14 protein-coding genes are annotated in these 15,053 nt (G+C 59.2%); 4 read left to right on the top strand and 10 right to left on the bottom strand.

Annotated features, from left to right (window positions below; all coding sequences use genetic code 11):
* Positions 1 to 4 precede the first annotated feature (4 nt).
* Together A9D12_RS02830 and A9D12_RS02825 are read right to left on the bottom strand one after the other, a co-directional pair.
* Positions 5 to 1,276: a rhamnosyltransferase WsaF family glycosyltransferase gene (locus A9D12_RS02830; RefSeq protein WP_068349598.1), complete on the bottom strand. Its 1,272-nt coding sequence runs from the start codon at positions 1,274 to 1,276 to the stop codon at positions 5 to 7.
* A 1-nt stretch (position 1,277) separates the two neighbouring features.
* Positions 1,278 to 2,300 (bottom strand): class I SAM-dependent methyltransferase, encoded by a 1,023-nt coding sequence (locus A9D12_RS02825; protein ID WP_197489862.1) that lies wholly within the window; start codon positions 2,298 to 2,300, stop codon positions 1,278 to 1,280.
* Positions 2,301 to 2,617: 317 nt separating this feature from the next.
* On the opposite strand from A9D12_RS02825, the gene A9D12_RS02820 reads away from it, so the two are divergent.
* The 3 genes from A9D12_RS02820 to A9D12_RS02815 all read left to right on the top strand — a co-directional run bounded on the left by A9D12_RS02820 (position 2,618) and on the right by A9D12_RS02815 (position 5,753).
* Positions 2,618 to 4,063 carry an oligosaccharide flippase family protein gene (locus A9D12_RS02820; RefSeq protein WP_197489861.1) on the top strand — a complete coding sequence of 482 codons (1,446 nt, stop codon included), beginning with the start codon at positions 2,618 to 2,620 and terminating at the stop codon, positions 4,061 to 4,063.
* A 137-nt stretch (positions 4,064 to 4,200) separates the two neighbouring features.
* Positions 4,201 to 4,407, top strand: a complete 207-nt coding sequence (locus tag A9D12_RS14830) for a hypothetical protein (RefSeq protein ID WP_197489860.1) — start codon at positions 4,201 to 4,203, stop codon at positions 4,405 to 4,407.
* A complete protein-coding gene (locus tag A9D12_RS02815) occupies positions 4,404 to 5,753 on the top strand; it encodes an O-antigen ligase family protein (protein WP_068349591.1) in 1,350 nt (449 codons plus the stop codon). The genes A9D12_RS14830 and A9D12_RS02815 overlap by 4 nt, the downstream gene beginning before the upstream one ends.
* 27 nt (positions 5,754 to 5,780) lie before the next feature.
* Here the strand turns inward: A9D12_RS02815 and A9D12_RS02810 are convergent, their stop codons facing one another.
* From A9D12_RS02810 to A9D12_RS02795, 4 genes are all read right to left on the bottom strand, one after another.
* Entirely contained in the window at positions 5,781 to 6,734 is a 954-nt protein-coding gene (locus tag A9D12_RS02810) for a glycosyltransferase family 2 protein (protein WP_068349589.1), read from the bottom strand.
* Between the two features lie 16 nt (positions 6,735 to 6,750).
* Entirely contained in the window at positions 6,751 to 7,626 is an 876-nt protein-coding gene (locus A9D12_RS02805; protein WP_068349587.1) for a glycosyltransferase family 2 protein, read from the bottom strand.
* 114 nt (positions 7,627 to 7,740) lie between these two features.
* A complete protein-coding gene (locus A9D12_RS02800) occupies positions 7,741 to 9,948 on the bottom strand; it encodes a GumC family protein (protein ID WP_068349585.1) in 2,208 nt (735 codons plus the stop codon).
* 5 nt (positions 9,949 to 9,953) lie between these two features.
* Entirely contained in the window at positions 9,954 to 10,670 is a 717-nt protein-coding gene (locus A9D12_RS02795) for a polysaccharide biosynthesis/export family protein (protein ID WP_231889679.1), read from the bottom strand.
* A 320-nt stretch (positions 10,671 to 10,990) separates the two neighbouring features.
* Between A9D12_RS02795 and A9D12_RS02790 the strand changes: the two genes are divergently transcribed.
* The gene (locus A9D12_RS02790; RefSeq protein ID WP_068349580.1) at positions 10,991 to 11,536 is read left to right on the top strand and encodes a hypothetical protein; all 546 of its coding nucleotides are present in this window, start codon (positions 10,991 to 10,993) and stop codon (positions 11,534 to 11,536) included.
* A 13-nt stretch (positions 11,537 to 11,549) separates the two neighbouring features.
* Here the strand turns inward: A9D12_RS02790 and wecB are convergent, their stop codons facing one another.
* The 4 genes from wecB to A9D12_RS02770 all read right to left on the bottom strand — a co-directional run bounded on the left by wecB (position 11,550) and on the right by A9D12_RS02770 (position 15,046).
* Positions 11,550 to 12,656: a non-hydrolyzing UDP-N-acetylglucosamine 2-epimerase gene (wecB, locus tag A9D12_RS02785; protein ID WP_068353523.1), complete on the bottom strand. Its 1,107-nt coding sequence runs from the start codon at positions 12,654 to 12,656 to the stop codon at positions 11,550 to 11,552.
* A 38-nt stretch (positions 12,657 to 12,694) separates the two neighbouring features.
* Positions 12,695 to 14,005, bottom strand: coding sequence for a UDP-N-acetyl-D-mannosamine dehydrogenase (gene wecC / locus A9D12_RS02780; RefSeq protein ID WP_082925353.1), 1,311 nt, complete (start codon positions 14,003 to 14,005; stop codon positions 12,695 to 12,697).
* Positions 14,006 to 14,108: 103 nt separating this feature from the next.
* Positions 14,109 to 14,570 (bottom strand): glycosyltransferase, encoded by a 462-nt coding sequence (locus tag A9D12_RS02775; protein ID WP_231889678.1) that lies wholly within the window; start codon positions 14,568 to 14,570, stop codon positions 14,109 to 14,111.
* 17 nt (positions 14,571 to 14,587) lie between these two features.
* Complete coding sequence (locus tag A9D12_RS02770; RefSeq protein WP_068349577.1) at positions 14,588 to 15,046, bottom strand: glucuronosyltransferase; 459 nt, start codon at positions 15,044 to 15,046, stop codon at positions 14,588 to 14,590.
* Between the last annotated feature and the right edge of the window lie 7 nt (positions 15,047 to 15,053).

Here is a 15,053-nt window from a genome sequence, read left to right as displayed (position 1 = left end):
CCTTCTAGGACTTGGCGACCGGCGCAAACACTTCGCAGAGATCGCGTGCTAAGTCGTGCAAAAATGGATACGTTTCCGTCCGGATGTAGGTCGGATTGATCGCTTCGGGCGCGGCTCCTGGGGTACGGCGACAGGCCTCAGCAATAGCCGATGCCAGTTCGCCGTCCGTGATCGACGAGATCGAAATGATGTTCGGGTGGAAGTTCGCCAAATCCTTGCAGAGATAACTGTTGGTCACGGTATTCAGACCGAAATGTGCCATTTCAAGCGGAGGGTAGCTCGGGTGAGGGGAGGCCATAAGGCTCACGCCCACCGAACTTCCCAGCAACATTTCGGCATAGTCCTCCAACGACAACTTGCCGATCGAGGTCAGCTTGCGTCCATCGCCCAGCGGTACCGGCTCATGCGGCTCGCCCGCTGAGACGATCTCCCAATCGGCGAATTCCGGATAATCGCGCGCCCAAGCTTTCAGGCCCCGTACAAGCGCGCCGAAGCAATTACGGGCGACGCTAGGGCGGCCGTAGACCAGCACCCGCTTGAGTCGCTTGGACGCGCCCGCGCGATTAAGATAAGGCCGCAGCGCCTCCACAATCACCGGTTCGAACACATAGCGGCGGTCGAAGCTGTGGGCCATTACGTCAATGTAACGTGCGAGACTACCGCTGTTAATGATGGTCCACAGGGGCCCGGTATGATCATAGGCGCCACGTGCAAGCATGTGTGCTGACGAAAATTCCAGCCAGCCCGGTTCGTAATCCTGGGCAAGTCGGATCAACGGCATGGGCGGGGCATTGAACAGGTCTGCCTGAATATGCCGTATTCGGCCAAAATTGAGCATGTTCCACCAAATTTGGGTAATAAATATCTCACGTGGGCGAACTTCGATCGTGTCGCCTGCAGACACGACGAGCTGGACCTGTTCAGGGCGGATGTCCAACCCCGCTTTCGCTGCATATTTGGTAACAATAGAGGGATCCGAGTTTGGGCCTGCATTGGTAATAATCACACGTGCATCAGCGTTGCTGTTCTGCCGCAAGGCCATCGCAAGGCGCGAAAAGATGTCAATTCCGGTTGCAGCTCCACCGAAGTCGGACCCTTTCGTCATGAATTGCAACACCGAGGTGACGCGCGGGCGCTCGTTATGCTCAGGTTCGACCTGATAATCACACAGTGCTGTCTCATCGATTGGCGGCGGGGTAATCGCCTCCCTGAACTGCCGCAGCATTGACTTGATCTGCGGCGGAATCCTTTGAGAGACATAGGAACGCTTTGCCATTTTACTGCGCCTCCGGTTTGGTCGCGACAAAGGTAAGATATTCAGTATCCTCGCAGGTTTCTGCGCCCGCCGCGGCCACTGCTGCTGCTGCTGCGAGCTGCTCTTCACCCCCGCATGACGCCAGCGAATTGCGCCACATCACGGCGCGGATGGTCGGATCGACATATTGCATTGGCCTAACGAAGCCTGTCGTGAGGAGTGCATCGACCATCGCCTGACGGCTCGGAATCACGAAGTGGCGGGGCGTTTCAAGGCAACGCCATTGTCGGCCAAAAATGTCCAGCCCGCGCGATCCTCCGTTGGGCAATTCCACGAATAAGGTGCCGCCGGGCTTTAGCCAACGAAACAACCTCGCCAGCAATGCGTGGGGATCCGGTACGTGCTCCAGCACATGTGCGAGCGAGATGTGATCGAATTCCTCGTGCCATCGCTGTTCGTCGATCTGCGCAACGTTGCCGACCGGAATGCCATGTTTCGAAAGGCCGTCAATCAGCTGCGGATCATATTCGAGGCCCTGCAATTCATGACCCAGCGGCCGCAGGAGCAGAAGATAGGCTCCGCTGCCGCAGCCATAGTCAAGCACCTTCGCAGGCGCTTTGGGCGCAAAGCGGTAAAGCCGGTCGATGCCCTGAAAGTTCTTGTTCGTTAGTCGCGCCACGATAGACATCGCCCGTGCCACCGCACCCGGACCGCGCCCGTATCGTGAGCGGATATAGGCGTTGCGGATTATGTATTTAAGAGAACGCGAGCCAGCGCCAGTGTCGGGATCGGCATGAGTGTAATAGCCCGCGTAGGCACGCCCTAGCCGTGCGCCGACCGGCCGTTCGCGCAGCCAGAGGCTCCTGCACGCGTTACAGCGCATGAACGTGAACAGCCCGTCGTCCCGTCCATAATTGAGATCGGTGACACGGTCAGCGGCCACAAAGCAATCCCGCGATTGACACATTGGGCAGCGATCAATGATTTCGAGGTCGTCGCCAAGTTCAAAATCTATTGCGCGAGGGGGCGCATTCTCGTCGAACATACTCGTTTCCATCGTTAATGTTTGGCCGTCGACGTCGAGCGGCCTTACGGTGTTGCTCGCGGTTTGTGCTGAGTTTATAGATCAGTTTTTTAAACCGTATTACCCATACGGATCGCGCACTCCTTGCGGCAATTTCCTTCGGAGAAGGCGGACCTGTTGCAGTCGAACAAACGCGATGCTGCGTTGCAGCACGTTCCAGCTTCCATAAACCGAAGAATTCTGATTTACGCAAGATCGAGGTGCATCAAGGTTCGCAACGATCCAAGGCTTCCCAGCCCACGATGGCGGGGCGTAGTACCGCGAAAGGCGATCAGGCTGTGAAACTTGTAAAAAATTCCGTTGTGAATCTGTTGCCGACAGTGGTCGGTGTTCTGACCAGCATCCTGACGATACCGCTCTATATCTCACTTATCGGCACGGATCGTTATGGAGCGTTGTTGGTTGGTTTCGTGTTGCTCGGCTATTTTGGGCACGTAGACTTTGGGCTTGGTCGGGCAATAACGCACCGGCTGTCTTCGAATAAGGAAGAATCTGCCGTGCGGGCCGGCATTGTGTGGTCGGCGCTGGTAGGGGCGGCGGGTATTGCGGTGCTGGGCGGCGTGGTGGTTTTTATTGCGGCCAGAGTTTTCTTCGGATCCTTCTTCGAGGCGGACGAAGCGTTGCGGGTGGAGGCGCTGGCAGCGTCGTGGCTTTTCGCGATGTGCGTGCCAATTATCCTGTTTACGGGCGTGTCGTCAGGGGCTGTTATATCGTTAGAACGGTTTGGTACAGTGTCGTTCGCGACAGTGGTGGGGAATCTGCTGTCCCAGTTGCTGCCGCTTTTGGTGGCAGCGCTCCATTTGACTGACCTTAGCTGGCTACTCGGGGCATCGGTGCTCGGCCGCCTTGCATCACTGATCCTGATAATGACCAGTATGTGGCGCAATTTCCTTTTGGGTCAGCGCCTTGTCGCATCGCTCCAGCAGTTGCGTAGCTTGTTCACCTATGGATCTTGGATTATGGTGACTGCAATTGTCGGCCCATTAATGATCATGTCCGACCGCCTTGTGATCGGCGCGGCGGTTAGTGCAGCCGCAGTGGTCGCCTATTCCGTACCGTTTCAGATCGCTTCGCGGACGGCCATGCTGCCGGGGTCAGTTGCGCAGGTGCTCTTCCCCCGGTTAGCATCGCAGACCCCGGAGCAATCGCTGGCGCTCGGCAAGGTATCCGTCGTAGTTATCGGCCAGCTATATGCGTTTATGGTCGTGGGCCTAATCTGTCTCGCCGGACCTCTTTTGCAGCTCTGGTTGGGGGATGATCTTGATCCGCGGTCGGTCTTGATCGGTCAGATCATCATCATCGGTTTCTGGACAAACGCGCTAGCTTATGTGCCCTTCACTCTGATTCAGGCGAGTGGTAATTCTCGCTTTACCGGGATTATGCATCTAGCAGAATTGCCGGTCTATCTGGCGATGCTGTTCGGTTTGGGCCTGACGATTGGCCTCGCCGGGATCGCGCTAGCTTTTACTTTGCGAACCACTCTTGATTGTGTCGTACTTTTCGTCAAGGCGGGTTTTACCGATCAAGCCACCTTAGGTCGGTTGATTGGGCCAGCCTGTGGGATTGGCGTGGCCTTGTTGGCCGCTCAGTGGATTGATGGTTGGCTGTCCGCTCTAACGCTGGCGACTGCAGTCTGTATTCCCCTGCTGGTGCTATGCTGGATTCAGGTTCCTGAGGCAGCCAAGCGTGCTGTGCTGGCGCGATTTGGAGCAGCAGCAGCCTAGCCATCGCATTGCAATGGTGCTCTCAATGTCGCCAACACCTGCCTAGTTTACCCGGTGTTTCAGATTTTGTCCCTCGCAAGCCAAACCCTAATTGACGGCGGCTTGACCGTTACTTCTGTCCGATTCCCCAGCAGATCATGTTGATCCAAACTTTTAAGCCGCACCCGACCACTTTCGCTCCCTTACAATGCCATTTTGACCGTCAACAAAAAATCGATGGTGAAGCAGTGCATTGCCGAACAAAGTCGCGCATCGCTGCAACTGCCATCTATGGGTGGAAAGCGGCAGGTGGCGGTGCTATCGAGGTGTTTAATTCGAAATTGTTGGACCGAGGAAATTTATGAGCGGAAGCAACGTCCTTCGCCCAACTGCGCTTCCGCGCGGAGCCTATCTGGCTTCGACGCTGGTCGCTCGCTCGGATGCCGGGCGGACATACTTGGCAATTATTCTTTTCTACCTCCTGCTGGTGCCGCCCCAATTCAACGTCACCCTCGGCGACGTCTACCTTTCACCCTTTCGGATATTCCTGATCGTCGGCTCTCTTTATCTGGTGTTCGCCGGTCTGCGAAAGGAACTCAGGTGGACCGTGCCTGACTTCTTCATCGGTCTTGGCACGTTGTGGATCTGGCTTGCGTCCTACATGAACAGCGGCTCAGTGGGCACTGCGCTTGTGATGGGCGGTTCACACACAGTTGACATCGGCCTCGCCTATTTTACGGCCAGGGTTGGGGTGCGGACCCCGAACGACCTGCGCCGGTTTCTGGTGCTGTGTGCGCCAGGAGCCGCCTTTATGGGCGCTATGGTTCTTGCCGAAGCCATCAGCCATCAACTGATCGTTCAGCGCATTGCTGGCCTGCTAACGGGGCAGCCCTATCCTACGCGCCGGGATGTTCGGCTCGGCTTCATGCGTGGCATGGCCTCCTTTCCGCACCCGATCCTTGCAGGCATTTTCCTTGGCAGCCTTTTGCCGCTTTACTGGTTTTCCGGCTTGCGCGGCTGGCCGAAATACCTTGGCATGGTGTCGTCTGTGTTTGGGGTCTTCTCGATGAGCTCGGCGGCGATGCTCGCTCTTGTTGTGGGCGGTGCGCTGTCGATCTATGATTGGCTGACCGAGCGAATCAAGAACCTGACTTGGCAGATTTTTCTGACTTTCTCTGCCATTCTCTATATCGCTGTGGAGCTGACCAGCAATACAGGTTTTTATGGTCTGCTTATACGCTATGCGTCCCTAGATACGGCTACAGCGTATAACCGCGTGCTGATCTGGGAATTCGGCACCGACAATATCGCGCAGCACCCCTTTTTCGGAATCGGCTACTCTGATTGGGACCGGCCTGACTGGATGCATTCGGGCTCATTCGATCACTTTTGGCTTATCATGGCGCTGCGCTTCGGCATTCCGGAAACAGTTTTTCTCCTTGGCGCGACGTTGATTGCGCTGGTGATGATCGCCGTACGGTCGCGTAGTTTGGCCTTTCACGATGGCCGACTGTTACGCGGCGTTACGATCTCGCTTGCCGTGTTCGCCCTTGGAGTGAACTCGGTCTCGCTGTGGATGGCGCCGCTGGTTTGGTACTTCATGCTGCTCGGCTTGACGGTAAGTCTCGGCTCGATGCGTGTGCCGTCTGCTCAGCGTCGTAGGGTCCCCATGCCTGCCACGCGGCGGACATCTGCTCCGCCGCTCATGTAATTCGCGCGCTGTCCGCGCATTGCGGTTTCAGCGACGAAGCTTTGCCATTAGTCCGCGCGCGGGATCGTAACCGTGACGCCAGTGGTTAGGCCGGGTGGCGACCAGTCGATACCGCGCGGCAACATTAGCGAAGTTGGGGCTCGCGCATCCCATCGTCATCCCCGCGGTAAGCCGCACCAGCGACGCGGCCCAGATAAGGAAGAAGGCAACAAGGCTTTCCGGCCTGGACCAGTGGAGCCGGGTAAACTGCATAATGCCCGCGCTAAGATACAGCTCGCGATGCGGAGAGGTTCCGTCACCATGCCCAACGTCATGGTTGGCGCGCGATCTTGCGATGCGTCTGAACCGATGCCCGGCTTTCGCCAGCCGGTAGAAGAGATCCACTTCCTCACAGTACAGAAAATAACGATCATCCAACCCGCCGACTTCGTCCCATGCGCTGCGGGTAAACATTGCAAAACTCCCGCTTAGGACCGGCACTTCGGCGTCATGATCGAACGACAGCCGAGTGGGCGCTTCCTGACTGGTTCTCAGCAGAATGCGGGTCGCCATTTCTCGCAAGGACGGGAACCCCAATGTGTTTCCGAAGTCGGGCTGATTATGCTTGTCGAGAGTAACGCCGCCCCACGCCGAGGTTTCCGGATAAGTGGCGGTCGCGTCCATCAGAATATCGATTGCTTGGGGCTTAAGCACGACGTCGGGGTTGAGCAGCAGCAGGTGCCGACCCTTGGCCTCATCTGCGAGGAGATTGTTGCCTGCCGCGAAGCCGACATTGCCACGGCTGGCAACAATTTTGACCTGGGGGAAGTGCGTCGCGACGAGATAAGCTGTGGCTCCGGTGCCATTATCTATCAGCAGCACCTCGTAACTATGCCGCGCACACGCCTGTGCGATCGACCCGAGGCAATCCGCGATGATCGCCTGCGAGTTATAAGCGACGATCAGTATGCTGACGTCGGGAGGAGGCAATGGCTCGTTCATAGTTTGACTCGAACGTTCAGGCTGCTTGCCGAGTCGACATGTCGCGCGCCCACGCGGCAGCTTTGCCACGTTTCCTGTTCCAGTGCGCCAGCGACCTCGCAGCGATTTTAATAGTCAGAAAGACCATGAGATCGAACGCCCCGGTCCCGCTGATCAGCGCTGCTTTCCATCCTCCGCCGTTATTGGCGTTGGCTAAATACGCACTCGGATACAGGTTTTGAACCTCTTGGTTGCCAATCCGGCGCCGCGCTTCGACCCTAATCTGTTCGCGCGCCGTGCGAGGAGGGTAGACAACCGAAAACACTTTCTGACCCCTTTCGTCTTGCGCGATATAGCGCTTCTGTTCGTCCGGAAAACGCGTGTGGATCCAGATGTCATCACCGATGATTGGAGGGAAGGAGCCAACTGCTTCCAAAGCCGCAGCAGACAATCCGTAGATCCCTGCGCCGCCCTTGCCTGCCTTGGCGTATGGCTGCCGTGACCAGGCCCGGTAATACGCCTTCATGAAAATATTGCAGCGGTCGAGGTTCATCCTGATCGATGGCGCAGCGGTCATCACCCCGGGCTCTCGCAGCGCCTGTGCGAGCGCATTGAGAGACGCAAAACCGCACTCCACATCGGCATCGACATATATTCTCGGGAAGTGGGTCGCAGCGCCATTTGCTGCATTGATCGCTGCGGTCTTCGACCCCGTCGGAAGATCGAGGACGACAATATTAATGCCAGCCGCATGTGCAACTTCAACAGTTCGATCCGTACAGCCATTGGCTGCCACGATGATCTCCATAGCCCCCGCTGGCGCGCCGTCCTGAATACGTTTGAGGCAACGACCGATGACGGCCTCTTCGTTGTGCGCAGGGATGATAACCGTGAAGGGATGCATCTCGTACATTGTCAGTGCTACCGTCCAGCGGTAATTGGAATGTCGGGCAAAGGCACTGTGCGCGGAAGCCGCATGTTAGCCTATGCAGAACACGATGACGAGGAGGGGACGCAGAAGGCCTCCCTACTTGTCGCTTCCATATTCATAATAGCCGTACTGATAATTGTAGGACTGGCCTGCCTGCAGCGCACGGTATTTAGTCAGCACGGCACCGATCACCTGGCCACCGGCAACCGTGAGGCGGCGCACGGCGGTGCGTGCCTGACCGAAGGGCAACTTGTTTGCTTCAAGCACGAACACGGTGCCATCGACGAGATGCGCCAGCGTCGGAGCATCAGCCAGACCCATGACCGGGCAGGAGTCGAATATCACCAGTGAATATTCACTGCGCACCCGCTCGATGAATTCGCGCATTTCACGCGACGCGAGAATTTCGGTCGGATTACGCGGGACCTCTCCCACAGGAAGGATGTCGAGGTTTTCGTGGACGCCCTTGACCACCGCTTCGTCAAGCGAAACATGGCCGAGCACCACTTCGACGACGCCAACCTTAGGGCGCTCGATATCGAGCAGCATGGCAACCGACGGGCGGCGCAAATCGGCGTCGACGAGCAGCGTACGGCGGCCGAGGCTTGCAAACAGCTCGGCAAGGATCACCGACGTCGTACTTTTGCCTTCGCCGGCGCGGCTACTGGTCAACTGGATCACGTTCCGATTACGCGGCAGGCTGAAATCGATCGCTGCGCGGATCGACGAATAGGCCTCCATCAGCGCGCTGAAGCGATCCGTGCCCGGCAAGGCCATGCTGCGATCTTCGACATATGGCGTATGTCCGAGTAACGAAAGACCAAGTTTTTCTTCTACGTCGTCGAGCGACCGGATGCGATCATCAAGGGTCTCGCGAAGCATCGCAAGCACCGCACCAAGCGCGATCCCAAGAACCAATGCAAGGCCAATGTTTTTGAGAAAGTTGGGCGAGAATGGATCGCCAGGGACCATAGCTGAATCGATTTTCGTAATCATCCCTGAATCAAACGAGGCGGCGCTGTTAAGTTGGTTGTACCGATCAAGCAGCGATTTAAGCTGATCGCGCAACGCCTGAGCTTCGCGCTCAAGAACACCGAGTTCGACCTGCTGGTCCTGTTCCACCAAGCGATCGCCGGTCAGACCCGCCAGTTCCGCCTCGAGCGCCTGCTCCTGACGCTGCGCGACGAGGAACTGGTTCCGAACGGTGGCCTTGATGTCCGAACTGGACCGACCGATCTGCGCATCGAGCAGCGCAATCTGGGAAAGGAGCGTCTGAATTTGCGGGAAATCGTCGTTATAGCGCTGCCGCAATTCAACAAGCTGCGCCTGTTTGGCCGCACGATCTGCGAGTGTTGTCTGCAATGCAGGGTTAGACTGCACTTCAGGCAACTGCGATGCCGGAAGAGCCTGAAGTGCACGCCAGCGCTGTTCGGCCTCAATCCGAATCGCACGCGCATTGGCAACACGCGCGTTAATGCTCGAAAGGTTGCTGGCGGTCAGCGTGGCAGGTTCGGAACCGGGTTCACCCGTCGACGGCTGAAGAATGATGCCATTGTTGCGGGCATAGACATTGGCATTCTGCTCGGCGTCGCTCAAACGGGCGCGCGTTTCGTCAATCTGAGTCTTCAAATATTCGACCGCGTAATTGTTGCTTTCGATCGACTTGTTCGAACCCGTGCGGACGAATACATCGGCGTATGCATTAGCGATCTCGGCCGCGAGCATCGGGCTTTCCGATTGATAGCCGATCGTGATGATCCAGTTCTCAGTGGGAACTTCTGCGACCACCCCGTCAAGTAGCATCGAAGCTGCAATGTCGCGCTTTGCCTTGCGCCACTTCTCATCGGTCATGCCGGGCGCGCGGCCCTCGTCGATATCCTTCCCGAGCAGATCCGAGCGCGTATCGAGATTGAGTTCATCAACGACCGCTTCGGCAAGCTTACGGCTCTTGATAATCTCGGTCTGGGTTGCGAGGTAATCGAAGATCTGATTGGGATTGAAACCCTGATTTACATCCTGACCCTCGACGACAGATTGGCCATAGGGCTTGATGCTTACCTTTGCATCGGCCTGATAAATCGGCGTTGACAGGAGTGTGATCACGACTCCGACAAGCACCGATACGCCTACAGCGGCGACAAACAGCCAACGTTGGCGATAGATGATCCCGCGGATCGCGTCGAAATCGAATAATTGCGGGGTCGGTTGGACGGTGCCCATTTGGGTTTCAGCCGTGTAAGCATCAAGCCAATCGTTGCGACGATCGGGAATAGGCGCACCGGTAATCGGATTTTCGCTGGTCATGTCAGTTATCGCAGTCCAGCCACTGCAAATACGCCAAAGACAGGGAGAGCCTTGAGCAGGTCTTCCCAGAATACCGAAAGCCCGTCAGTCCCGACGACCACGCGGTCGCCCGGCTGCAATACAGGGTCGAGCATCGTACCCTGACGCACCTGCGCATAATCGAACTTGGCAATCATGATGCCCTCAGGGCTTTCGCGGAAAACCGCGACCTGATCGAGCTTGGCGGTCCGCTTGAAGCCTTGCGCCATCGCCATTGCCGATGACAGGCGCGCTCCGGGCTGGAAGGTGAACACGCCCGGCTCTTCAACCGCGCCTTCGACCGTCACCTGATGCGAGGCATATTCAGCGATATTGACCGTAACCAAGGGCGTCTTGAGGCCCGCTGCCGCCAAGCGACGGGTGACATCCTGCTCGAACTGCTTGGTCGTCATGCCGGCAGCGGGGATCGAGCCCAGCATCGGCACCGAGACATTGCCTTCAACTCCGATCTGGATCGACGCGATCGAGAATTCCGGTTCCCGGAAAACGCTGATCGAAATCTTGTCGGCCGGACGCAACATGTAAGTGGTGGGGCGCTGATAGGAAAAATCGGCCTGCCCAAGATCTGCACGCGGCTGGATTACGCTCGCACCTGCGACAGGTTCGGGGCTCGATGAGCATGCCGACAGCATGATCATCGCGATTGCTGCTACCGAAGCGTTCCGCGTCAGAGTGGTTCTCATATAGCCCATCGATCCCTTTGTCTTAGCGTCGGGTGCTTAGACGCTGGGATACTGCGTTGCAACAGGATTGCGTTTGCCGCCCCCGCTGGTATCCAGCGGTTTGCCGCATTGTCAGGAGGCGTGCGACAAGGCAGCGACAGCGTCCCCGGCACGCGCTGTTCGCGGCCGCGATCATTGCCGTTTCGAAGATTATCGCTCAGCTCTACGGCAAGAATGCTTGCGCCGGGCTGCGGGGTTGAGCCATCGGGTGGCGTCGTGTGACGCAGCCGGTCGAAGGCGGCTGGCAGTCGCACGAACCCCACTGCAATCAAGGCCAGACAATGACCGGCACCGTCTCGACGATCAGTTATCTTGCGAGCATTCTCTATGTGATCGTCGCGGCCGCCTGTCTGTGGGCCGCCTCGACCGTGGGCAGATTTCGGCAGCTGCCGGCGCACCGCAGAACGTGGATGCTTGTCGCTGCACTTTTTGCGCTCCTCATGCTCGCCCGGATTTTTGCGGTCGAAGATGTCTTGCGCGACAGTTTGCGCAGCGCGATGCGGGCTTCGGGCAACTACCGCGAGCGGCGCGATCTGCAGGCCCCCATCGCCGCAGGGTTGCTCGTCATCGGCGCCGGGGTGGGCGGCTTTCTGGTCTACAGATGGGTTAAGACATTGCGCGGACGGCGCAATTACATGGTCTTTATCAGCATGCTGGCAGCTTTAGCCATGGTCTGTCTGGTCGTGCTGCGCATCACATCATTGCACCTCATCGACGCGCTTCTTTATGGCGCACTCAAGCTCAACTGGATCATCGATACCGGGGCTAGCCTCGCCGTCATAGCCGCTGCGGTGACCTACGTGCGGCTGGTGCGCGCGCGACCATGACTGGCGGCGGGCCCTATATTGAAGCGGCCAGAATGGCTGCGATCTTTTGCGCTGCAGTGCCATCACCATAGGGGTTATGCGCGCGCGCCATGGCTGCATAGTCGGCTGGTTTCTCCAGAAGGCGCCGGGTTTCCGCAATGATTACATCGATATCGGTTCCCACCAGCCGTGCCGTTCCGGCAGCAACGCCTTCCGGCCTTTCAGTGGTGTCGCGCATCACCAGCACGGGTTTGCCAAGGCTGGGCGCCTCTTCCTGGATCCCGCCGGAATCAGTGAGGACAAGCTCGCTGGTGGCCATCATTGCGACAAAATCGAGATAGTCCAATGGGTTGATCAGTGCGATATTGTCTTTGCCGGCCAGTGCCGTCCGCATCACGCCGCCGACGTTGGGATTGGGGTGCACCGGATAGATGATCGCCACATCATCCAGATCGGCAAGCTGTTGTAAAGCCGAAGCTATCTGCGCCATTCCCAGGCCGAAATTCTCCCGCCGGTGGGCCGTCACCGCGATAATGCGTTTGCCCGCAAACCGCTCGCGCAGCGGTGCGATCACCGGCGCGCTGGACGGATCGGCGGCGATTTTGGCCTGCGCGAAAAGTAGGGCATCAATCACTGTGTTGCCGGTAATGTGTATGGAACCTTCGGCAACGTTTTCAGCGCGCAAGGCATCCGCGGCCGTCGGGGTCGGGGCAAAATGCAGATCGGCGATGACCCCCGTTACCTTGCGGTTCACCTCTTCGGGCCAAGGCGAATAAATATCGCCGCTGCGCAGGCCCGCTTCGACGTGACCGACGGGGATCCGGCGGAAATAGCAGGCAAGGCTTGCCATCATCGTGGTCAGCGTATCGCCATGCACCAGCACCCGGTCGGGCTGTAGGCGATCCAAAGCCTCCCCGAAGCGCGTAAGAATGCGGGCGGAAAGGCCATCCAGCGACTGGTCTGGAAGCATCAGATCGAGGTCTAGATCGGGTCTGAGGCCGGCAAGAGCGAGAACGGAATCGAGCAATTCGCGGTGTTGGGCGGTGACGACCACTTGCACGTCGAACAGGCCGGTTTCGCGCAGGGCGAAGATCACCGGGAACATCTTGATCGCTTCGGGGCGGGTGCCGAAAGTGACCATGATGCGCGGCTTCGCACCTGCAGCATTTCTCACGTCGATCACCTTCGCAACATGCCTCGCGTGTCGAACACCAGCTTGCCGGCAAGGTCTTGCGGCGCAAGATGCTTGAAGGCGGTGTGATCGACCAGCACCACGACAATCTCCGCCTGCCGCAGCCCTGCGTCAAGCGTCACCAATGCAGCGCCGGTGCCGTCGAAGGCGCCGGGCAGTTCGTCGGTAAAGGGCTCGACGATCAGGATCCGGTCGCCGTGCGTGTGGGCAAGCCCGTGCGCGATTTCGAGCGCCGGGCTTTCGCGGAAATCGTCGATGTCGGGTTTGAAGGCGAGGCCGAGCAGAGCAACCTTCCCCTCGGGCGCGGCTTCGAGCAGTGCGCGCACCTTGTTCTGGGTGTGCACCGCCTTGTGATCGTTGACTTCGCGCGCGGTTCGCACCAGCCGCGCGGCAGAAGGCGCACCGGCGACGAGAAACCACGGGTCGACCGCGATGCAATGTCCGCCCACACCGGGGCCGGGCTGGAGGATGTTGACCCGCGGGTGGCGGTTGGCGAGGCGGATCACCTCCCACACATCCACGCCGATCACATCGGCAATCATCGACAATTCGTTGGCGAAGGCGATGTTGACGTCGCGGAAGCTGTTTTCGACCAGCTTGACCGTCTCGGCAACGCGCGCAGTCGTGTAGAGGCAGTCGCCCTTGACGAAGCTGGTGTAGAGCACCGCGGCCCGTTCGGCGCAGGCTGGCGTCACACCGCCGATGACGCGGTCGTTGTGAACCAGTTCGTTGACGATCCGGCCCGGCAAGACGCGTTCGGGGCAATAGGCGAGCGCGATGTCGGCATCGTCCTCATCGTCCATGCCGTCATGCGGCACGACGAGATCGGGGCGTAGCGCGCTGATGATCGCGGCCACCTTTTCGGTGGTGCCGACGGGCGATGTGCTTTCGATGATGACGCAGGCGCCGGGCAGGATTTTCGGCGCGATCGCGCGGGCGGCGGCCTCGACATAAGTGATGTCGGGGGCATTGTCCGCGCCCAGCGGAGTGGGCACCGCGATCATGTAAAAGCTGGCGGTGGGAACCTCGGTCGATGCGACCAGCGTTTGCGCGGTGATCGCGTCATGCACCAGGCGGTCGAGATCGCGTTCCTCGATATGGACGCCGCCAGCGTTGACCGTATCGACAACCGACTGCGACACATCGACGCCGCACACGCTCCAGCCATAGGAGGCGAGCAGGGCCGCGGTCGGCAGACCGATATAGCCAAGCCCGATCACCGCGACCTGATGATCGGGGGCAGGGTGGGCCGCGGCCTTGTGCCCAAGCACGGCGGTCGAATCGAAAGGAGCGTTCATGCAGGTCTGGTTTCCGGTCTGGTGCCGGACAGATGGCAGGAAAGCCCTTAAAATCGCGTTAGGCTTGCCAGGCGTTTCACCATTACCCGCATAACCGCGAGGATCAGAACGCGCGGCCTTCGATGAAGGCGGCAAGCGCGGTATGCAGCTTGTGCGCGGTGGCCGACCGCACCGCGGTCCAATCCTTGAGCGCGAGGCCTTCGGCGATCCGCGGGCCCAGTTCGCTTTCGTCGGCCGCCACGACGATGCCCGGCCGCCCGGCAAGCTTGCCCACCGTCGCACGCTGGTGATCATTGCGGTGTTCGCCCAGATCCGCGCGGCGCGGCATCAGCAGGATCGGCTTGCCACAGCGCGCCGCGGTCAGCACGGTGCCGATCCCGGCATGCGAGACGATCAGCCGCGCGTCTGCGACCAGCGCCTCGAATTCGGCCGGCGCGATCTTTTCGCGCGCATCCATATTGCGCGGGGCATAGGTGCCCTTGCCGGTCTGGGCGATCACCGGCATCCCGAGATCGGGGGCGAGCGCATCCATCGCCGCGATCAGCCGGTCGAATCCCAGCTGCATGCCCACGGTGACGATGATCACAGCACCGCTCCGAAATAGCGCGGGCGATCCTCGCCGGCGAGGTGTTCCCACTGCGTCCAGCATTCATGCGCGAAGCGTTTGGAGAGCTTGCCGCACATCGACAGCTCCTCGCCATTGGCGACCGAATCGATCCACAGCGTGCGCGCACCCGTCAGCCGGCCGGCAAGGATGCAGAAGAACCCGGGGGCAGCACCGGTCGAGAGGATCACCTGCGGGCGGCGGCGCAGGACGATGGCAAGCGCCTTCACTGCACACAGCGCCGATTGCAGCGGCTTGTTCTGGTTGCAGTCGGGCAGGCTGTCGACTTCGCTGACCCCGTGCTGGAGTGCGACCGCTGGTTCGGTGGTGGCAAACCGGATATCGTAATGCGCCAGCGTCGGGCGCAGTAGCATCAGCTGTTCCCAGTGCCCCCCGCCCGAAGCGACCGCGAGCACCCTGATCCTGTCATTCGCCACGCGGCAC

This window comes from Erythrobacter neustonensis, assembly GCF_001663175.1.
In the GTDB taxonomy this organism is placed as follows: Bacteria; Pseudomonadota; Alphaproteobacteria; order Sphingomonadales; family Sphingomonadaceae; genus Erythrobacter; species Erythrobacter neustonensis.
Note: the sequence above shows the minus strand (reverse complement) of the source record. Positions and strands in the feature narration are given on the sequence as shown.

Coding starts and splice junctions, on each gene's coding strand:
- A9D12_RS02830 (WP_068349598.1), bottom strand. CDS start 1,276: ATGGCAAAGCGTTCCTATGTCTCTCAAAGGATTCCGCCGCAGATCAAG.
- A9D12_RS02825 (WP_197489862.1), bottom strand. CDS start 2,300: ATGTTCGACGAGAATGCGCCCCCTCGCGCAATAGATTTTGAACTTGGC.
- A9D12_RS14830 (WP_197489860.1), top strand. CDS start 4,201: ATGTTGATCCAAACTTTTAAGCCGCACCCGACCACTTTCGCTCCCTTA.
- A9D12_RS02815 (WP_068349591.1), top strand. CDS start 4,404: ATGAGCGGAAGCAACGTCCTTCGCCCAACTGCGCTTCCGCGCGGAGCC.
- A9D12_RS02810 (WP_068349589.1), bottom strand. CDS start 6,734: ATGAACGAGCCATTGCCTCCTCCCGACGTCAGCATACTGATCGTCGCT.
- A9D12_RS02805 (WP_068349587.1), bottom strand. CDS start 7,626: ATGTACGAGATGCATCCCTTCACGGTTATCATCCCTGCGCACAACGAA.
- A9D12_RS02800 (WP_068349585.1), bottom strand. CDS start 9,948: ATGACCAGCGAAAATCCGATTACCGGTGCGCCTATTCCCGATCGTCGC.
- A9D12_RS02795 (WP_231889679.1), bottom strand. CDS start 10,670: ATGAGAACCACTCTGACGCGGAACGCTTCGGTAGCAGCAATCGCGATG.
- A9D12_RS02790 (WP_068349580.1), top strand. CDS start 10,991: ATGACCGGCACCGTCTCGACGATCAGTTATCTTGCGAGCATTCTCTAT.
- wecB (WP_068353523.1), bottom strand. CDS start 12,656: ATGGTCACTTTCGGCACCCGCCCCGAAGCGATCAAGATGTTCCCGGTG.
- wecC (WP_082925353.1), bottom strand. CDS start 14,005: ATGAACGCTCCTTTCGATTCGACCGCCGTGCTTGGGCACAAGGCCGCG.
- A9D12_RS02775 (WP_231889678.1), bottom strand. CDS start 14,570: ATGCAGCTGGGATTCGACCGGCTGATCGCGGCGATGGATGCGCTCGCC.